The following is a 19,689-nucleotide window of genomic DNA, read 5'->3' on the forward strand; positions in this document are numbered from 1 at the left end:
CCATCCCGATCACCGCATGCTCGAAATCAAGGTATCGAACATCTTGTTGACCGCGGTGATCACCTGCGATGCAGCCGAATAGGCCTGCTGCGCCGAGATCATGCTACTGAACTGCTCGTTCGTGTCGGTCGTGCTGGATTCCAGCTCGCTGCCGTAAATGGTGCCCGCGCCATTAGTTCCGGATTCCTGCAAAGCGGCGGTGCCTGACTCCGCCGTGGTCGAATACAACCCGTTGCTCTGGGCTTCCAACTGGTCCGCCGCCGCAAAGGTCGCCACCGGAATCTTGTAGATCGCAATGGTCTGGCCATTCGAATAAGTGGCATTGACGACCCCGTTGTCACCGACCGAGATGTTGCTCAGCTTGCCGAATGCAAGTCCGTTGGACTCGATGCGCGTGATATTGACCGCGGGCGTGGACAGGCCGGACGCATACTGCGTCAGACCATCGGTTCCGCCCACCGTTCCGAGATTGAGCGTGATCGTATTGTCGGCTGCGCCGGTGGTCGATCCTGTGAGCGCAAGCACGGGAGGGTCTGGCGTTGTGCTTGCCAGGGTGCCATCGGTATTGAACGTGACCGCTACTGTGCTGGTTGGCGTCGCGGCCGTCGTCACCGTCGAGTCGGATGAAAGAGTCGGCTGGCCGAAGCTCGCAGACCAGGTGTTGTCGGCAGTCTTTGACCACGTCACCTGGATCGAGCTTGAGGTTCCCAAAGAGTCATAGGCAGACATGGATGTCGTAAACGTATCACCAACCGCCGCATCGGCGGGCAAATTGGCCGAGAAGGTCGTCGTCGTCGTCGCACTGCCGCTGGTCTGCGCCACGCTGGTGTCGATCGCCGTGAGGTTGCCGCTGCTGGCGCTGCCGATCACATTGCCTGACGCATCGGTGCGCCAACCCAGGAGATATGCGCCGTTATTGACAAGATATCCGTCGGAGTCCGTCGTGAACGCGCCGTTGCGCGTATAGAGTGTCGATCCGCCAGTCAGCGACGTCGTCACCGGGAAGAAACCGTTGCCCTGGATCGCGATGTTGGTGGAGGTCGACGTCGCAGTCAGCAGGCCTTGCGTCGTGATGTTGGACTTCGACAGCGTCGACACACCGCCGGAGGAATAGGACGATGCGCTCGATGAACTCGTTACCAAAGATTCGAACGACGCCGACGTCGTCTTGTAACCGACCGTCGATGAGTTTGCGATGTTGTCGGAAATCATCGCCAGCGCCGAGCTCTGGGCGTTGAGAGCGGAGATCGCAGACGATAGCGCGCCGGAAAGACTCATAATCAGTACTCCAGAATGAAATTAAGAGGTCACGCCGATGACGTTGCTGGTGCTCACGGATGTGCTTCCGATGTTGAGCATCGGAGTGCCGGACGAGTTGTCGATCGAGGTCACCTTTCCGGTGACGGTCGTGTAGCCATAGACCGACTGCCCGGTGCTATCGGTCGCCGAGACGCTGAGCGTGTACTGGCCACCGTCGGTCAGCTGCGTGCCGTCCGTCGTTGTGCCGTCCCAGGTAAAGCTGTTGGTGCCGGAGGTCGTCGTTCCGCTGCCGGTCCACACTGTGTTGCCGGATGAATCCTTGACGCTCAGCGTGACATCGGAGGCGGCGGACTCCAGCGAATAGCCGAACGAGATCTGGCTATCCTTCAGCGTGCCGGTATCGGTTTTCGCAGTGACAGTCTGGCCGATGTAGTTCGACGAATTCAACGTGAGCAGGCTGTTGAGCGACGACACCAGCGTGCTCATATTGCTGTTCAGCGTCTGCTGCTGATCGAAATTCGCGTAGGACGTGAGCTGATTGATGAAGTCGGTCGAATTGGTCGGGTCGAGCGGATTCTGGTTCTGCAATTCGGTTACGAGCAGGCTCAGAAACTGCTGCGACGTGATGGCGGAGGTCACCGACGAAGACGACGTTGTCGAGGCTGTCGTGGTCGCGGTCGACGTCGTTGCAGCTACAGTCATGGCGTGCTCCGGCCATTTCCGCGCGCACGGCGCTGCGGAATTGCATAAGTAAGAGAAGTGCTCGTGAAGTCCGTTCCCTATTGAAACGGGCCGTCCTGGCCATTCAGGCAAAGATTCTTTGCGGGCCGATCGGGTGCGTGAACCATCGCACGTCGTTGCAAGAAGCCGCTGTGCCGCAGGGGTTTTGCGAAATCAGATGCAAAGACCACGCGTGCCACGCGCGCGGCAAAAATTGCCCCGAACATTGAAGGAGGCGATTGGGCGGCTGTCCGGATCAGAATGCAGTCGTGCGCGATCTACCCGCGATCATTGGCGGGGTGAAATCACCGTAGCGGGAGGTCGGCTAGTTTTTATCGGGCTTGGTTGCCGGTCTTGTGGGAGCCACATCGGATTGCCGGGCCTTCTGCATGATCCGGTCAACCAGACCATCCGGCGCACGCACGGTTCCTGGCGACAAGGCGCGTCGCAGCAGTTGCGCCTCGGCTAAGGCCGCACGCGCCTGTTCCGACGTCCGCAGCAATGCGAGCGCGGCGTCCCGCCGGTCCTCTGGCCAGCTCGACACGTCTTCACCGTGCCGACCCAGCAGGTCTTCAAACTCGGGAATGTCCATTCTGGAAACTCGCCCGGCACGCACTTGATCGTGCGGTGCATGTCAGCCCTGGTTGAGACTGTCACGCCAGCGTCCTAAAACAGACCGGGTTGCGAGGCAATGCTGCCCCGACTTTTCAACCACAAAAAGACGTCGAATGATCCTAAACCTTGCAGGTGCAATGACCCTACCCTGCCCGCCGGTATCGGTCCGGTCAGACGGGCTTTGCCGTGCTCCGGGCGACGACAACCCAGGCGTCACGAAGCTCGGTCAGGCTCGCAATGATGCGGCCATAGCACTGCGCCGCGTTGGGCTGGCCGAACGACCGCAGGCAGGCCATGATCAGCGTATGATAGGTGGCGTGCAGGCCCTCCGCGACCTCGCCTCCGCGATCGAAATTCAGGTTGTGGCTCAGCCCGCGCAGGATGGCAGTCGCCCGGATCATCAGATCGTGGCTCTCCTCAAATTTTTTGTCTTCTGACGCCGCCACCGACTTCTGCAGCGCCGTGATCGCGCCATCGATCATCATGACCACGGCCCGCAACGGCGGCACCGCAACCGCCGCCTGCCGATAGGCCTGGGCCGCCTGAAAATTTTCTTGATGCTGCATGACTAGTCACTCGACGCGTTGAGAAGGGCGGACAAATAGTCCAGGGTGGAATTGGCCGACGAGATCGCCGACTGATATTTGGCATATTGGGTAACTAGCATCGCGCGATAGACTGCGGCGCGCTCATTGATGTCATCGATCTGTTGCTCCATACGGTCGTCCTGAGATTGCAGATTAGTGATCAGATCTTGCAGCGATCCCGTATTCTCATTCGACGCGGCACTCGCGATTGCGTTGATCTGCGCCGCAATCCCGGTGGTTGACTTGATGGTCACCGACGCTGATGACGTACTGCTATAAGTGAAGGCCATGCCGGAATAGATCGTACCGGCCTTGCCGATGATGGTCTGGCCGGACACGGTAAACAGCGAACTATCGCCTCCGACCGACACCGACAATGCGCCGGAGCTATCCACCGCAATATCCATCACGAAGGACGACGGCGGCGATGAACTGGTATTGACCACAGCAAGGGCGCCCGAAGAACTTGTCGTCTTGGTCGCGAGTAGCGCGATGACACCGTCAAGATTGTCGGCCAGGGTCGTGGCGAGCGTGCTTGTGTCGAGCACAAGATCGTTGGTGTCAGAGAACGACAGCCCGAGATCGGTCATCGATAGATCGCCGATGATGGAATTCAGGACCTGCTCCATCTGCGTCATGACGCTACGCATCGTGCTGTCACCAAACAGAACCGCACTCGAATCCGCGGTTCCGCTCGACGACAGCGTCTGCTGGGAGGTCACATAATCGCGTACAGCATTGTAGGATGTCACGAACTGCTGCAACACCGTCTGGATCGAACTCGTGTCGGCCTCGATGCTGATATTGACCGTTGATCCGGACGGCGTGCTCTGCAGCAGACTGAAGGAGACGCCGCTTAGCACGTCAGTAACATTATTGGTATCGCGCGTCAGGGTAATGCCGTCGACGCTGAAAATTGCGGGTTGCGGTTCCTGCAGCACATCCGTGAATGCGCCGGAGCTGTTTGTCACGCCGAGCGTTGTGAGGGCGTCGTCGCCTGACACGACGCTGGTCGTGATGTTTGCATTGTCCTCGGTCGCGCTCAGGATCATCTCATACTGGTTGCTCGATATCTGGATGATCGAGGCCTGGACGTTTGTCGTCGATGTCTGTGCATTGATCGTGTCGACAAGATCTTCCAGCGTCATGCCGCTGGTGATCGAGATATCGGCACTGGTGCCGCCTTCCAGCCCGATCGAGAAGATACCGGCCAGGCCCAGATCCGCACTCTTGTCGGCAACGGCTGTCCCGATCACCTTGTGAGCCGTGGCGATCTGCGTCACCGTGAGCGTGTGATCGCCGGTCGCAGCACCATTGCTGATAGCCATCGACACAGCGGAACTGGCACTGACGTCACCAGTGGACGTAATGGTCGCCGATCTTGCCCCATAGGCGCTCGACGACAATGAATTGACGATCGATTTGGAGAGCGAGGTCGTGTCGGTCGTCAGCGTCGTAAGCAGTGTCTGCAACTGCTGATAGGCCGAGATCTTGGCCTCATTGGCGGTGATACTGGTCTGGATGGTGGTCGCCGCTGCGGTCTTGGTTGCAACCTGGGCCTCGATCAAGGCGTCCCAATCGACGCTGGTCGTCGTCTTTGTGCCGGACGTGGTCGTCGCCAAGGCCGCAGTTGCTGCCGCGGAAGTCGAACTCGTCACCGTCGCCATGCCGCCTTACTTTCCTGCACGAGAGTGCGAGCCGGCGCTGCCGCCGGCTCGCGACTTTTATGGTCTAGCCGAGCAACTTCAGCAGATACTGCGGCATCTGGTTCGCCGACGATTCCGCGGCGACAGCGGCCTGCACTTTCACCTGCGATGACGAGAGCTTGGCCTGCTCAGCCGCGATGTCGACGTCGGTGATCGCAGAATTGGCGGCCTGCAGATTCTGGGACTGTGTGGAGATCGAGCTGGCGCTGAAATTGAAGCGCGATTCCTGCGCACCGATCGTCGCACGTGCGCCCGAGACAGTATCGATCGCAGTGTCGAGCGCGTCGATGGCTGCCGTCGCACCCGCCTGCGTGCTGATATCGAGGGTGTCGACACCGAGCGTGGCAGAGGTGAGATCGTCGAGCGTCACGGTGATGGTGTCGGCAGAGGTGGAGCCGACGAGTACCGAAGCGCCCGCAGCGAAAGCGCTCGTGCCGTCGAGAAGGCTCTGCCCGCTATAACGCGTACCGGTCGCAATGCTGTCGATCTGATCGCTCAGCGCGGTAAATTCCGAATTGAGATAGGCGCGGCTGCTGTCGGTGACAGTGGCCGATGACGACTGCGAAGCCAGCGACTTCATACGCGAAAGAATGTCGCTGATGTTTGAGGCACCGCCATCGGCGGTCTGCAGGATCGAGGTCGCCTGCGACGCATTGGTTGCGGCCTGCTGCAGCGTGGTGACATCGGATGAAATGCGCGTCGAGATGGCGAGACCGGCTGCGTCGTCGGATGCCTGCGTGATCTTCGAGCCGCTCGACAGCTTCGAGAGCGAGCTCGACATCTGCGACGAATTGATATTCAGGTAACGAACTGCAGAATTGGCCGCGGTGTTGGTTGAAATAACGGGCATTAAATTGCTCCTTGAATGTGGCCGCGGATGCGGACCGATCGGGGACCTCTGGACGCAGGCCAGCCCCCGTCCATTCGCTAAACGGAATGGCCCTCACAATTCAGGCGCAGTTTATTTCGGGACCGGATATTTATGGTTAGCAATCGCTTAACGAGTGCAGAATGTCCGGCTCATGGCGGCGCAGAATTTCACGCAGCTGCTGCCGCCCGCGCTTGAGCAGCGACTCGACCGCGGACACAGTCGTGTTCATGACTTCGGCGATGTCGCCGTTGCTCATGTTTTCATGATAGGACAGGATCACCGCGACACGCTGCTGCTCGGGCAGACGCTGCATCGCCGTCTCCAGCAATTTGGCCACTTCATCACGCTGCATCGTGCTGAACGCGTCGGGCTTGATGTCGGCTGGCTCCGGCACAGCATCGACATTGTCGGTGCGTGGCCGACGATGCAGATCGATGCAGCGATTGGTGACAACGCGGTAGAGCCATGTCGAAAATTTTGCGCGGCCGTGCTCCCATTGCCCGCGATGCGTCCAGACCTTCAGCATCGTATCCTGCACCACATCCTCGGCATCGGCACGACTACCCAGAAGTCGAAGCGCAATGCCAAACGCACGATCGATATGACGCTCGACAAGACATCTGAACGCCGTCTCGTCATTTGCAGCTAGTCTGTCCAGCAACTCCTCGTCGCTATCGCCCGCAGGCTCGCACGCGTTGAGCATCAGAGAATCCCCCGCAGCTTCGAGCTGCACCGGCACTGTCTCGACAGCGTCTGCAATCTGGAGCGCGTACGTCATGCCCTTCTCCCACTTCTCCGCCGACAAACGGCCGTTCTGGTCGACCTCTCACTCTTGAACGGGTGGCGCACGACGATCAGGCGATGATTTTTGCTTATTTTACAAATACTTGATGGGAAAAAGCTGCCTAGAACTAGGCAGAAATTTCTACTCTGGCTGTTGCGACCGCGTCGGGCCTGATGTGAACGTGTCATCAAAGTATCTCGAGAAATCGCATCGACTGCAGCGAGCGATGCAAAGAATTCTTACGCACACAACGACAACACCTGCAGCGATACGACATTACTCAGCAATCGAAGACCGATGCCGGCAACTCTGCAGCGATGGATTCGACAGCAAGCAAAGCCACGCTCTCACTGGGAAATTCTTGCCGAATCGCAACTTTAAAATAGCGGACTGCGTCCTCGGAAAAAGAAAAAACGCTTGCACGCAGTGCTCATCTGCGGCGCGTCGCGATCTTTTTTGTTTCAGAACATTGACCACGTGCATTCAATGCGCACGCGCAATGAAGATACACACAATAGAAACAAATAGCGTCGATCTGAAACACATAGAAGCATATGGTGCCGACGCATCGCAGAGATATTCGCCTGACGACGCCGGCTCGTTCGTATCAGTCAAAGCATTCAAACGAACGGGACAGGCGGCGATGAACGACAGCTTGGACGATATCCTCCGCCAGCATGCGCGCACGCCGCGACTGGGCGCGCTTCAACTTGCGCGCTTGCGTCAGGTAATTAGCCGGTGCCATGGCATTGTCGACTGGGATGGCGTCAGTGCTGTATCTCAGCCCGGCGCTGTGGTCATTGTGTTCGAAGCGACGCACGCTGTGCGCGTTCAGGCGCTGATTGAATCCCTGCACGAGAATGCAATCGTCATTTTGCTCGTTGGTGAGAGCCCAGCCTTCGACGGCCTGAAGTCGAAACTACATGCACACGGGTCACTCGGCGCCGAGGGCGCGGATGCGCCGCATCAGGTGTGGTGGGGCGGCGTCAAGCCGCTCGCGGTGCCGACCGGATTATATCGAAAGCAGGATACGCTTTTCATCTCGTCATTCGAGGGCTCAACCACTCAGGACAAGGATGTCGGCCTTACCGCAGACCTGAAGCGGCTGGGCCTCGATCACGTCGTAACGCAGATATCACCGGACACCGGCAACGCCCGGCAAGGAATGTCGAAAGTCGATTTCATCATCGAGCAGTGGAGCCAGGCATGCCGCCCGGTATTCTGGATCGACGCTCAGGCGCGGCTCGCCAATCTTCCGCTGCTTCCGCACGCGCTGGGCTGTGACTTCGCAGTCAACCGCCGCCCGAATGGCGTGATGAATACTGGCGCGCTGTTCTTCCATCAGACCGAGCGCGCCGAAGCGCTGCTCGACATCTGGCGGCGCCTCACCTGCAGGCACTCCAATCTGCCGGAGTCCTTCCTGCTGGATCAGGCATGGGCGCTCACAAATGCTCAGCGGGAGATCGAAACCGCCTGGCTGCCAAACACCTACTGGCAGAAAGATGATGTGAAGCCGCGCGCCGACAGCACGATCCTCGCTCATGCCTGTAACAATGATGATCATCCATTGGAAAAATTCGCTGAACAAATGCAATTGGGGCGCAGGTTCGAACGCCATCAGGCTCCGGAAGCTCACCTCGTCATGAAAGGTGCCGCCGGCGGCCGCGGGCTGATCACAGTCGTGATCAGGGACATCCTTGCAGGCAGCACGAGTGACATCGCCGAGTCAGTGGAAGCAGCAGCAACAGCGTTTGCCGCTGACAATGGCGGGTTTTCGCAGATGGAGATTGTGCTCTGCGGCTGGGAGGACGAAGTCAGGTCCGTTCTCCAGATCGAGGACTACGCATGGACACTGATGACCGACGTATCGGAGCGTCTGCGGCCGAACTGCTTCAGTTCGCTCAAGCGCCGACGCGCCAAGCATGATTTGCATGCGCCAGAATCAAGCCTGTCATCGGGTTCGTTCCCGATTGGTCTCGCGCCGAACAGCGACCATCAGCCAGATTCGAGCCTTCCTGACCGAACAAGGCATAGCCGTACGAACTAGCTCGCGCGCCTTGCGCGCCTCACTATTTTAGATTCTGAAGAACCGAGAGGAGGAGATATCGCCGCGTATGCGCGACCTGGTCGTCGGGCCCCATGAGGACTGGTTCATGACGAGCACTTCGTCGCGTGCTACCGGATCAATGAGATCGCCCCTCCGGATTTTGCATCCCTGTGAGACATCGCAGCAGCAGTCGGACGTCACTTTGCGCCGGAAGCGGCCATGTGGAGATCCAAAGACAGCGGAATTTCGCGAAGTCTTGCATAAAAGGCGACACCAATTGAGAATGGGTGGCTCATCCAGAGCTTCGGCTTGGCCAGCGGCGAGAACGTACCGTACGTCTACCGATATGGCGGCATTTCTATCCAATCGTCGAAAGCAACGTCCGTGCCTTCTGTCAACAAAGCAAAGAAATCAACCAGCAAACGCCCGGCACGGACCAATGGCAGCATAACAGACGCAACCTATTTGAAGCTGCACAACCTGATCGAGTCGCGACAGTTGCAGCCCGGCGAGGTGATCGAAGAGCGCCGGCTTGCACTGCGGCTGAAAGTCTCGCGGACACCGCTGCGGGCTGGCATCAGCCGGTTGCTGGGCGAAGGCAGGCTGGAGCAATTGTCTAACGGCACTGTGGTGGTCCGCACAATCGAGATGGCAGAATTGCTCGAATTGGTCCATCTCCGCATGGTGCTGGAGAGCGAAGCGACTTTCATTGCGGCGACCCGCATCGCGCTGGATATCCTTGCACCGATCAGGGCCGCGCTGGAGAAGATCATTGCTGCGTCGACAGTGTCCGGGACGGTTCACTGGACGCTCGACGATGAAATTCATGACCAGATCGCGCGGCATTGCGGCAATCGTTCGCTCGAGAAGCTGATTGGAGAAATCCGGCAGAAGATCCGGATGTGCAATGTGGAGCGCCACCCTGGCCGGCTGCTGCCCGCCACCCGCGAGCATCTGGCGATTATCGATGCCATCATCGATCGTGATGCCGCCGCAGCCCGTCAGGCGATGATCCTGCATCTCACTAATGTGCGGCAGGGGTTGCTCGAACGATTCGGGATCTTCCTGCCCGAGCCTCACGGCTAGGTCGAGATCAGGCAGAAGCCCTGCGGGCTGCATGTCCGAAAATTCTGCAGCTGCCCGCAATTTTGTCGGACTCCGTCCAAATTTAACGCAGCTTCCCTGGCTTCGAAGCTTGACTGAAATCAGCATGGGCGGTTCACTGGTATACCAGTGGAATATCGAGCCGCTTCGCAGCAGGCCGACCAACCAGATGACCCGCCTGAATGACGCCGAACCACACTGCTTCCCATACCGTCGCGGCCGAATCGCTGTCCCCGGCCGCCTTTGCTGCCTTCGGCGATGTAGCCGAGCGACCGATCGACGTGCGCCGGCGCTATCTTCCGACATCGGACGATCGCACCGAGGACGCCACCACCTTTTCCTTCTGGATCAGCAGCGCCGCCAGGCTCGGCAATCTGCCCCTGCCAATCACGACGCTCGAGCGTCATCCGTTCTCCGCCCAGACCTTCATCCCGCTCGGCAGCAGCCAATACCTGGCGATCGTGTGCGATGCCGGCCCGGATGGCCTGCCTGATGTGGCCACCCTGCGGTGCTTCATCGCCGGAGCACATCAAAGCATCACCTTCGCCCGCAATGTCTGGCATCATCCCATGACCGTTCTCGGCGCGGCCATGGAATTCGCTGTCGCCATGGGCATGACCGGCCGGCAGGACGACGACGTGTTCGTCGATATCGCTGGCGACGTTCGCGCCGTGATGCCGCAGAGCGCATAGGGATCGCAACGATGCCACATGATGATCACCTCACGCGCGACTTCGTCGGCTACGGCCGCACCCCGCCGCATCCGCAATGGCCGGGCGCAGCGAGAATCGCACTCAACTTCTGCATCAACTACGAAGAAGGCTCCGAGCCGTCGTTCGCCGATGGCGACGGCGTCACCGAAACGGCCCTGACCGAAGGTGGCGGCGGCGGCTTCGAGGGCCGCGACCTCGCCGCCGAGTCGATGTTCGAATATGGCAGCCGCATAGGCTTCTGGCGCGTGCTGCGCCTTCTGTCCGAGCGCGGCATGATCGCCACCGTCATGGGCTGCGCGCTGGCGCTGGAACGCAACGACGAAGCCTGCGCCGCCATTCACGAATATGGCTACGATGTCTGCGCCCATGGCTGGCGCTGGGAGCGACATCCATTGCTGTCCGAGACCGACGAACGCGAGCGCATTCGCAGGACCGTCGAGAGCCTCAAGCGCACCACCGGCGAGCGTCCGCTCGGCTGGTATTGCCGCTATGGGCCGAGCGTGAACACGCGGCGCCTCGTGGTCGAGGAAGGCGGTTTCCTCTACGACTCCGACGCCTATAACGACGAATTGCCGTACTGGACACGTGTGCTCGGCAAGCCGCATCTCGTGGTGCCTTACGGCCTTGCCAACAACGACGCAAAGTTCAGCCGCGGCGCGATGGCAACGGCGGATGATTTCTTCGTCTATCTGCGCGACGCCTTCGACATGCTCTACGCGGAAGGCGCCACCGCGCCGAAGATGATGTCGGTCGGACTGCACACCCGCCTGATCGGCCATCCCGGCCGCGCCGCTGGCCTGCAACGCTTCCTCGATCACGTCGCCAAGCACGACAACGCCTGGGTCTGCCGGCGCGGCGACATCGCCCGTCACTGGCAGGCCACTCATCCCCCCACGCCCTGATCTCCACCACATCCGCACCCGAAAGGACGTCCCCATGAGACTGAAACCCACGCATTGGCTGTTCACGCTGATGCTTTCGACTGCGGCATTCGCCGGCGGCGCCAGCGCGCAGGAAGCCGATCATCCGTCCGACAAGCCGATGGTGGTCGCGTCCGACTTTGGCGTCGCGCCGTGGATGGTGCGCGGCCCCAACGGCCCCGAGGGCTTCGGTGCAGATCTGATCAACGAGATCGGTAAAGATCTCGGCCGCCCGAAGGTCGAGATCGTCGACATCAATTTCTCCGGCTTGTTCGCGGCGCTATTCGCTAAGCGCGCCGAATTCCTCGTCAACCCGCTCAACCTCACTGTCGAACGCTCCGAGCGCATGCTCTATACTGAGCCGCTATTCTCCACCGGCAACGGCTTCATCGTCCGCGCCGCCGACGAGATGAAGAGCTTCGAGGATCTCAAGGGCAAGGCCGTCGCCGTCAACCGCGGCACCATCTCGGATACCTGGGCCACCGCCAATGCCGAGAAATACGGCTTCGAAGTGCAGCGTTACGATGTATTCCCCGACACGGTGCAGGCCGTGCTGACGCGCCGCGCCTTCACAGCGCTCAATGAGATCCCGACGACCGTCTATGCCGCCAGCCAGAACAAGGCGATCAAGGTCGGCTTCAAGGATTTCAACGGCCGCAACTTTGCCTATGCGTTCCGGCTGGAAGACACCGAATATCGCAACAAGGTCGAGGCGGTCATCGAATGCATGAAACTGGATGGCCGTCTGCGCAAGCTACACGAGAAGTGGTATGGCGCGGCACCCGATGCCGGCTCAGCCATCGACACCGTGTATTTCGGCTACGGCCCTCCCGGCTTCAAGGGTTTCGAGCCGACCTCGCACGTCCCGAAGTGCAAGTAAGGCACTTGCCCTGACAAGATAGCTGCGAACACCGGACCGGCCCGAGCCGGTCCGACTGCGGTTGGCGGACACCCGATGGACCGGATCGTCGAATACTATTTCAATGCAGAAGTCATCGCGGGCGCCTTCCCCCAGGTCCTCGCGGGCTTTCGCACGACGGTCATCGTATCGCTTTTGATTATTGTCTGCGGCACGCTGTTCGGCCTGTCGCTGGCACTGCTGCGCTGCGCCAACCTGCGCCCCGTCAATTTTATCATCACCGCTTATGTCGACGTGCTGCGCACGCTGCCGCAGCTCGTCGTGATCGTCTTCATCTATTTCGGCCTGCCTTATCTGGGCCCGACGCTGTCCCCCTTCGCGACCACTGTGCTGGCGCTCGGCATGGTGCTGTCGGCCTTTTCCACCGAGATCTTCTGGTCCGCAATCATGGCGCTGCCGCGCGGACAATGGGACGCCGCCAGCGCACTTGGTTTCAGCCGGCTGCGGACGCTGGTCACCATCATCCTGCCGCAGGCCATTCGCCTCGCGATCCCACTTCTGACCAACCGCGCCATCTCCATCAGCAAGGGTACCGCGCTCGGCACCGCCGTATCGCTCCCAGAAACGCTCGGACAGGCGCAGAGCGTGATGGCGCTGGTCGCCAATCCCTCGCCGCTGACGCTGGCCGCGGCGTTCTACCTCACCTTCTTCCTGCCGCTGGTGATCGCCAGCCGGTGGATTGAATATCGCTACAGCACGGGGCGTTGAGCGGATCGCATGCAGGACTTCCTGGACAATTTCGCTAACTGGGAGTCGCTGTTGCGGGTCTATCCGCTGCTGCTGCAGGGGCTGATCTATACAGTCTGCCTCGCGGTGGTGGCGCTGCCGCTCGGCATTCTCGCCGGCCTCGCCATCGCCGTGCTGTACAGCTTCAAGAACCGCTGGGTGAATATCTCGCTGCTGATCTATATTGACCTGTTCAGGTCGTTTCCCGTGGTGGTGCTGCTGATCCTGATCTTCTACGGCATGCCGTTTCTGGGCCTGACGCTCGGCAGCTTCACCGCGGCGGTGCTAGCCATCGTGCTCAACAATTCCGGCTACTATGGCGAGATCTTCCGCGCCGGCATCTTGTCCGTGCCCCACGGCCAGACCGAGGCTGCCCGGGCGCTCGGTTTCAAGCCGCTGCATGTGGTGTTCTCCATCGTGCTGCCGCAGGCGATCCGCAACGTGCTGGCGCCGCTCGCCAGCAATTCGCTAGAACTCGTCAAGGCGACACCAATTGCCGCCTTGGTCGCGCTGCCTGAGCTGCTGCGCTCAGCCCGCGTCGCCCAGGAGCAAACCTACAACCCGACGCCGCTGATGGCGGCCGCCGTGATCTTCTTCGTCATCCTGTATCCGTTCGCGCGCTGGGTGGCGCGGCTGGAGCGGCAAGCACTGAAAGCCCGCTGACATGGCCACACTGATCACCGGCGGCAGCGGTTTCATCGGGCTCGCGCTCGCCGAACGCCTGATCGCCGACGGCGAGACCGTTATCCTTTTCGACCTCTCAGCCCCCGGCCACGACATGCTGGTGCGCCCCGAACTCGCCGGCGCTACGCTGGTCACCGGCGATGTCACAAGCGCCGACGACGTCGACCGCGCGTTGAACATGGCCGGCATCGACCGCGTGATCCACACCGCCGCGATGACGCCGAATGCGCAGCGCGAGCATGACGCTGCGCGCCAGATCGTCGACGTTAATATCGGCGGCACCGTCAATCTGCTCGAACGCGTAACACTGCGGCCCGCCATCAAGCGCGTCACCGTGCTCAGTTCGGTCGCAGTGTACGGCTTCTCGCAACCGGCCGCATCGGGCCTGTTCGAGGAGGATTTGTCGCCGCCGGCGCCAGCCGCACTCTATGGCATCACAAAGCTCGCATCGGAACAGGCGGCGCTGCGGATCGCCGACCTTCACAAGCTCGATGTGCGCGTGATTCGGCTCGGGCCGGCCTTTGGCCCATGGGAATTGCAGACCGGTGTCCGCGATGCACTCAGCCCGCATTATCAGGTGCTCCGCATGGCCTTCGACGGCCGTGAAGCGATTCTCCCGCGCAGCATGGCCGGCGATTGGATCTATTCCCGTGACGCTGCCCTCGGCGTCGCGAGGGTGAGCACCTCCGACGCGCTGAAGCACCGCACCTATCACGTCAGCGGCGGTGTGTTGTCCGATCTGCCACGATGGTGCGAGATCATCGCGACGCACATACCCGGCTTCCGCTGGCGGATGGCGGAGATCGAGGCGGAGGGCAACGTAATCTATGGCCTGCCGAAGGACCGTGCGCCGCTGAACATTGCGCGACTGGCCGCGGATGCCGGCTTCAAGCCTCAATTTCATCTGGAAGATGCGGCGCGCGACTATCTCGGCTGGTTGCCGCAGGCAGGAGAACCCGCATGAGCAAGCGTCTGGCTGGAAAATCCGTTCTGATCACCGGCGCCTCCTCGGGCATCGGCCGCGCCATCGCCCGCCGATTTGCTGCCGAGGACGCGAGGCTCATGCTCGCGGATCTCACCATGGACGTGCGCGAGGGCGGCACTCCGACATTGGAGCTGCTGCGTGCAGACGGTTATGAGGTCGATTTCATCCAGATCGACGTCGCCTCGGAGGACGACACCGTCCGCGCCGTCCAACAGACCGTTGCGCGCTACGGCCGCCTCGACGTGCTCGTCAACGACGCCGCCATCGGCACCGGCAAGCGTCTGACCGACACCAGCCTTGCCGAATGGGACAGGACGCTGGCGGTCAATCTCACCGGCGTATTCCTGATGTCGCGCGCCGCCGTCAACCAGATGCTGACGCAGGACATCCGCAACGAGGCCCGCGGCCGCCTCGTCAACATCTCCTCGCAACACGGCATGATCGCCTGCCCGGAAGACATCGCCTATGGCACCTCCAAATCCGGGGTCATCTACATGACGCGACAGATCGCGGCAGACTACGCGAAGGATCACATCATCTGCAACGCAGTCGCGCCCGGCAAGATCGTCACCGGCAAACCGGGCCGCGCTGCGGAGCCGCGTTGGATGGACTACTCCACCAGCCGCACGCCGATGCCGCGGCTGGGCCGTCCCGACGACGTCGCCAATGCAGCGCTGTTTCTGGCCTCCGACGAGGCAACTTTCATGACGGGCGAAAACATTCTCGTCGATGGCGGCTGGATGGCGTCATGAGCAACGTTTCGGAGAGCACCATGGAGCAAGCGCCTGCAGAAACGTCCGCGCCGATCATTCAGATGTCCGGCGTCACCAAATGGTATGGCGACGTCCAGGTGCTCAAGGACATCAACTTCACGGTGGCGCGCGGCGAGCGCGTCGTGATCTGCGGGCCTTCGGGGTCCGGCAAGTCGACCATGATCCGTTGCATTAACCGGCTGGAAGAACATCGCGACGGCCGCATTATGGTCAATGGCGTCGAGCTGGATCACTCGACGCGCAATGTCGACGTGGTCCGCCGCGATGTCGGCATGGTATTCCAGCAGTTCAACCTGTTTCCGCATCTGACCGTGCTGCAGAACCTCACCATCGCGCCGCGCAAGATCCGCGGCGCAACGAGGCAGGAAGCTGATGAGGTTGCGCGCTATTTTCTTGAGCGCGTACGGATCTCCGAACAGGCTGATAAATATCCGAGCCAGCTCTCCGGCGGCCAGCAGCAGCGCGTCGCCATCGCGCGTGCGCTGTGCATGAAGCCGCAGATCATGCTATTCGACGAACCTACCTCGGCGCTTGATCCGGAAATGATCCAGGAGGTGCTCGACGTCATGGTCGGCCTCGCCCGCGAAGGGATGACCATGGTCTGCGTCACCCACGAGATGGGCTTCGCGCGCACGGTCGCCGACCGCGTGGTGTTCATGGACGCTGGCCGGATCATCGAGGAAGGCGCGCCGGTCGATTTCTTCTCGGATCCGAAACAGGACCGAACCCGTGCATTCCTTAAGCAAATTATGCATCGATGACCGAAGCGTCCGCTTTGCGCCAGAATCCGTCACTAAAGCGCTCTGGCCAGCATAAGTATCCGGTTGATATCGCGCCAGTAGTCACCGGCCGTTTCTCTCCTTGAGCAACATGCCTACAGCGCTGTCGAAAAGCATTTTCGGTACGATTGGTCCAGCCGACATCGCCAGGAGAATAGTTGATGCGGTCACGACGTTATCCGTCATCATTGTGAGGATCGTGCCAGTCGCAGCATTGAATTCGAGCATACCGCTGAGAGTAATCACCAACTGCCGCATCGGCTAATTGTGGGGCACGAAAGCCCCTCCCGATCTGGTCTTCGCGAAACGAGATGCTCGATGTCACTACCGTGTCGCTCAGAATGTCGCCGGCTCTCCCTTAGGAAGGTCGATTTTACCTTCCTCGAAAATCGCGGCAACACATTCTGAAAACTTCTCAGCTGGGGTTTGATAGAGCGATGTCTCTTTCGCGGCGTTTCATTGAGCTGTCTTGCTATTGCGCTGAGCTTAGTCTGGCTATGCAGGGACAGATCCGTGCCACGCGGAAGATATTGGCGCGGCAATCTGTTGGTATTTTCGCCTGAACCGCGCTGCCAGGGAGACCGAAGGTCACAAAAATAGACATCGACCAATCGGGAACGTGTTAGGTCGGGCGCCATTACCCACCAGAACCGTTCGAGAACACCCGGCTCGCGAGCACATCCGAAGCCTCCAGTGACATGATGTCGTCAACGCTCAGTATGCGGTCGAGATCGGCGACAAGCCGATTGGCCTGACGCAGCCGCATGCGGTCGAGCGCGTTGCGGATCGAACGGGCATTGGAGAACAGCGGCTGGGTCTTGCGCAGCGCGATGTAGCGGACGAACGCCGCGCGCGCATCGGCGCTGAATTTGTAATTCATATCCCCGAGCATCAATTCGGAAATGGCGAGCAATTCGTCGTCGGCATAGTCGGGGAAATCGATGTGGTGGGCGATGCGCGAGCGGAAACCGGGATTGCTGCCGAAGAACTTGTCCATGCGGTCGCCGTAGCCGGCGAGGATCACCACCAGATCCTCGCGCTGCGATTCCATCACTTGCAGCAGGATCTCGATCGCCTCCTGGCCGTAATCGCGCTCATTATCGGGCCGATGCAGGTAATAGGCCTCGTCAATGAACAGCACGCCGCCCATCGCCTTCTTCAGGATCTCCTTCGTCTTCGGCGCGGTATGGCCGATATATTGCCCGACCAGTTCGTCGCGCGTCACCGACACCACCTGCCCTCGCCGCACGAAACCCAGCTTATGCAGGATGCTGGCGATGCGCAGCGCCACCGTCGTTTTGCCGGTACCGGGATTACCGGTGAACGACATGTGCAGCGTCGGGTTGCCCGACGCCAGGTCCATGCGCTTGCGGATACGCTCGATCAGCAGCAGCGAAGCGATCTCGCGAATCCGCGTTTTCACCGGCTTCAGCCCGATCAATTCGCGATCGAGCTGATCGAGCACCTCGCCGATGCCGACTTCGTCGAACTCGCGGCGCAGATCGACCTGCGTCGCAGGCAACGCGTCGCCGGCGCTATCGACCACGGCCAGCGTGCTCACGACCCACCGTAGCGCTGGCCTTCGGGTCGATCGACGGCATAGGATTTGGTCGTATAGCGGATGTTGCGGCCTTCCACCTCATGCCGCTCGAGCCGGAAGCCTGGCTCTTCCTTCGGACGGTTGACGATGAAGGAGAGCCGCACCGATTCCCAGCCATGGCTGGAATCGAATGCCGACAACCGGATGTAGCGATCGCCATACACCTTGCGGCATTCGGTCAATTCCATCAGCACGCCGGCGGCGTCGCGCAGATCGAACATCGGCAGGCCCCACATTTCCCAGAAATTGTTGCGGGGATGCGGATCGTCGGTGAATTCGATGTTCACGGCCCAACCATTGGCGAGGCAATACTGCACCTGTTTTGAAATCTGTTCATCAGTGAGATCGGGCAGGAACGAGAAGCAGCCCTGGGTAATGCGCATGATCGTACTCCTTACAGCGAGACGCTGGCGGTGGGGGCGTAGTCGGGCATGTCAGTGGATTCGTAGTTGAAGGTGACGTTCTTCCACGTCTCCAGCGCCGCCTTCAGCGGCGTGCAGGTCATCGCCGCCTTGGCAAGAATCTCCTCGCCTTCATGCAGGTAGTCGCGGCCTTCGTTGCGAGCGAGGATCATCGCTTCCAACGCGACGCGGTTGGCGGTGGCGCCGGCCTGGATACCCATCGGATGACCGATGGTGCCGCCGCCGAACTGCAGGATGACGTCTTCGCCAAGGTGATCGAGCAACTGATGCATCTGGCCGGCATGGATGCCGCCCGATGCAACCGGCATCATCTTATTGAGACTGGCCCAATTCTGCTCGAAGAACACGCCGTGTTCGAGCCGCATTGGATTGTAGTCTTCGCGGCAGATGTCGTAATAGCCGCGCGTCGTCGCCGGATCGCCTTCGAGCTTGCCGACGACTGTCCCGGCATGGATGTGATCGACGCCGGCGAGCCGCATCCATTTGGCAATGACGCGGAACGAGACCCCGTGATTGCGCTGCCGCGTATAGGTCGAATGTCCGGCGCGGTGCAGATGCAGGATCATGTCGTTCTTGCGTGCCCATTTCGCCATCGACTGAATCGCAGTGTAGCCGATCACGAGGTCGATCATGATGATGACGGAGCCGAGCTGCTTGGCGAATTCGGCGCGTTCGTACATGTCCTCCATGGTGCCGGCGGTGACGTTGAGATAGGTGCCCTTGATCTCACCGGCCGCCGCCTGCGCCTTGTTGACCGCCTCCATGCAATAGAGAAAACGCTCGCGCCAATGCATGAAGGGCTGCGAGTTGATGTTCTCGTCGTCCTTGGTGAAGTCGAGCCCGCCCTTCAGCGCCTCATAGACGACGCGGCCGTAGTTACGACCGGACAGACCCAACTTCGGCTTCACAGTCGCGCCAAGCAGTGGGCGGCCGAACTTGTCCATACGCTCTCGCTCGACCACGATGCCGGTGGCCGGGCCCTGGAACGTCTTCACATAAGCGACCGGAAGCCGCATGTCTTCCAATCGCAGAGCCTTCAGCGGCTTGAAGCCGAACACGTTGCCAATGATCGAGGCCGACAGATTGGCGATCGAGCCGTTCTCGAACAGGTCGAGATCGTAGGCGATATAGGCAAAGTACTGGCCGGGCGAATTCGGCACCGGATCGACCCGAAAACACTTGGCGCGGTATTTTTCCGCAGCCGTGAGGCGGTCGGTCCACACCACGGTCCAGGTCGCGGTCGAGGATTCGCCGGCCACTGCTGCCGAAGCCTCGATCGGATCGACGCCGTCCTGCGGCGTCACCCGGAACAATGCGATGATGTCGGTGTCCTTGGGTACATAATCGGGCTCCCAATAGCCCATCTTCTTGTATTCCATGACGCCGGACTTGTAGCGATCCTTGCCGCGGATCGTGATCGAAGCATGTTCATTCATGGTGGCCTCCTCGTTTGGACCCGGCGTCACCGGATGGA

At 60.5% G+C, this 19,689-nt stretch carries 20 protein-coding genes and 1 pseudogene; 10 read left to right on the forward strand and 11 right to left on the reverse strand.

Annotated elements, in window-relative coordinates:
- Window positions 1-9: 9 nt before the first annotated feature.
- From flgE to A4A58_RS01220, 7 genes are all read right to left on the reverse strand, one after another.
- Entirely contained in the window at window positions 10-1,278 is a 1,269-nt protein-coding gene (gene flgE, locus A4A58_RS01190) for a flagellar hook protein FlgE (protein WP_068729053.1), read from the reverse strand.
- A gap of 21 nt (window positions 1,279-1,299) precedes the next feature.
- Entirely contained in the window at window positions 1,300-1,962 is a 663-nt protein-coding gene (locus A4A58_RS01195; protein ID WP_068729055.1) for a flagellar hook assembly protein FlgD, read from the reverse strand.
- Between the two features lie 343 nt (window positions 1,963-2,305).
- Complete coding sequence (locus A4A58_RS01200; protein WP_068729057.1) at window positions 2,306-2,572, reverse strand: hypothetical protein; 267 nt, start codon at window positions 2,570-2,572, stop codon at window positions 2,306-2,308.
- A 193-nt stretch (window positions 2,573-2,765) separates the two neighbouring features.
- On the reverse strand, window positions 2,766-3,161 hold the full coding sequence (locus A4A58_RS01205) for a flagellar protein FliS (protein ID WP_068729058.1): 396 nt from the start codon (window positions 3,159-3,161) through the stop codon (window positions 2,766-2,768).
- A 2-nt stretch (window positions 3,162-3,163) separates the two neighbouring features.
- Window positions 3,164-4,849, reverse strand: a complete 1,686-nt coding sequence (gene fliD / locus A4A58_RS01210; protein ID WP_068729060.1) for a flagellar filament capping protein FliD — start codon at window positions 4,847-4,849, stop codon at window positions 3,164-3,166.
- Window positions 4,850-4,913: 64 nt separating this feature from the next.
- Window positions 4,914-5,738 carry a flagellin gene (locus A4A58_RS01215; protein ID WP_068729062.1) on the reverse strand — a complete coding sequence of 275 codons (825 nt, stop codon included), beginning with the start codon at window positions 5,736-5,738 and terminating at the stop codon, window positions 4,914-4,916.
- Between the two features lie 136 nt (window positions 5,739-5,874).
- Window positions 5,875-6,537 (reverse strand): RNA polymerase sigma factor, encoded by a 663-nt coding sequence (locus A4A58_RS01220; protein ID WP_081421721.1) that lies wholly within the window; start codon window positions 6,535-6,537, stop codon window positions 5,875-5,877.
- Between the two features lie 649 nt (window positions 6,538-7,186).
- On the opposite strand from A4A58_RS01220, the gene A4A58_RS31785 reads away from it, so the two are divergent.
- From A4A58_RS31785 to A4A58_RS01270, 10 genes are all read left to right on the forward strand, one after another.
- Window positions 7,187-8,590, forward strand: a complete 1,404-nt coding sequence (locus tag A4A58_RS31785) for a hypothetical protein (protein WP_068729066.1) — start codon at window positions 7,187-7,189, stop codon at window positions 8,588-8,590.
- A 465-nt stretch (window positions 8,591-9,055) separates the two neighbouring features.
- On the forward strand, window positions 9,056-9,676 hold the full coding sequence (locus tag A4A58_RS01230) for a GntR family transcriptional regulator (RefSeq protein ID WP_139069766.1): 621 nt from the start codon (window positions 9,056-9,058) through the stop codon (window positions 9,674-9,676).
- 200 nt (window positions 9,677-9,876) lie between these two features.
- Window positions 9,877-10,386, forward strand: a complete 510-nt coding sequence (locus A4A58_RS01235; protein WP_068729070.1) for an ureidoglycolate lyase — start codon at window positions 9,877-9,879, stop codon at window positions 10,384-10,386.
- An 11-nt stretch (window positions 10,387-10,397) separates the two neighbouring features.
- Window positions 10,398-11,309 (forward strand): allantoinase PuuE, encoded by a 912-nt coding sequence (locus A4A58_RS01240; RefSeq protein ID WP_068729072.1) that lies wholly within the window; start codon window positions 10,398-10,400, stop codon window positions 11,307-11,309.
- Window positions 11,310-11,343: 34 nt separating this feature from the next.
- Complete coding sequence (locus A4A58_RS01245) at window positions 11,344-12,207, forward strand: substrate-binding periplasmic protein (protein ID WP_068729074.1); 864 nt, start codon at window positions 11,344-11,346, stop codon at window positions 12,205-12,207.
- Between the two features lie 75 nt (window positions 12,208-12,282).
- Window positions 12,283-12,954 (forward strand): amino acid ABC transporter permease, encoded by a 672-nt coding sequence (locus tag A4A58_RS01250; protein WP_068729076.1) that lies wholly within the window; start codon window positions 12,283-12,285, stop codon window positions 12,952-12,954.
- Window positions 12,955-12,963: 9 nt separating this feature from the next.
- Window positions 12,964-13,635, forward strand: a complete 672-nt coding sequence (locus tag A4A58_RS01255; RefSeq protein ID WP_068729078.1) for an amino acid ABC transporter permease — start codon at window positions 12,964-12,966, stop codon at window positions 13,633-13,635.
- A 1-nt stretch (window position 13,636) separates the two neighbouring features.
- The gene (locus A4A58_RS01260; RefSeq protein WP_068729080.1) at window positions 13,637-14,620 is read left to right on the forward strand and encodes an NAD-dependent epimerase/dehydratase family protein; all 984 of its coding nucleotides are present in this window, start codon (window positions 13,637-13,639) and stop codon (window positions 14,618-14,620) included.
- A complete protein-coding gene (locus tag A4A58_RS01265; protein ID WP_068729082.1) occupies window positions 14,617-15,393 on the forward strand; it encodes an SDR family NAD(P)-dependent oxidoreductase in 777 nt (258 codons plus the stop codon). The genes A4A58_RS01260 and A4A58_RS01265 overlap by 4 nt, the downstream gene beginning before the upstream one ends.
- Window positions 15,390-16,175 carry an amino acid ABC transporter ATP-binding protein gene (locus tag A4A58_RS01270; RefSeq protein WP_283804885.1) on the forward strand — a complete coding sequence of 262 codons (786 nt, stop codon included), beginning with the start codon at window positions 15,390-15,392 and terminating at the stop codon, window positions 16,173-16,175. Before A4A58_RS01265 ends, A4A58_RS01270 begins: the two co-directional genes overlap by 4 nt.
- A gap of 354 nt (window positions 16,176-16,529) precedes the next feature.
- On the opposite strand, the pseudogene A4A58_RS31790 reads toward A4A58_RS01270, so the two are convergent.
- From A4A58_RS31790 to A4A58_RS01290, 4 genes and pseudogenes are all read right to left on the reverse strand, one after another.
- A pseudogene (locus tag A4A58_RS31790) lies at window positions 16,530-16,801 on the reverse strand (transposase); the annotation flags it as partial.
- Window positions 16,802-16,830: 29 nt separating this feature from the next.
- Complete coding sequence (gene cbbX, locus A4A58_RS01280; RefSeq protein WP_068730365.1) at window positions 16,831-17,745, reverse strand: CbbX protein; 915 nt, start codon at window positions 17,743-17,745, stop codon at window positions 16,831-16,833.
- A gap of 5 nt (window positions 17,746-17,750) precedes the next feature.
- On the reverse strand, window positions 17,751-18,176 hold the full coding sequence (locus tag A4A58_RS01285) for a ribulose bisphosphate carboxylase small subunit (RefSeq protein WP_068729086.1): 426 nt from the start codon (window positions 18,174-18,176) through the stop codon (window positions 17,751-17,753).
- An 11-nt stretch (window positions 18,177-18,187) separates the two neighbouring features.
- Window positions 18,188-19,651, reverse strand: coding sequence for a form I ribulose bisphosphate carboxylase large subunit (locus A4A58_RS01290; RefSeq protein WP_068729088.1), 1,464 nt, complete (start codon window positions 19,649-19,651; stop codon window positions 18,188-18,190).
- Window positions 19,652-19,689: the final 38 nt, after the last annotated feature.

The organism is Tardiphaga robiniae, from assembly GCF_001618955.1.
In the GTDB taxonomy this organism is placed as follows: Bacteria; Pseudomonadota; Alphaproteobacteria; order Rhizobiales; family Xanthobacteraceae; genus Tardiphaga; species Tardiphaga robiniae_A.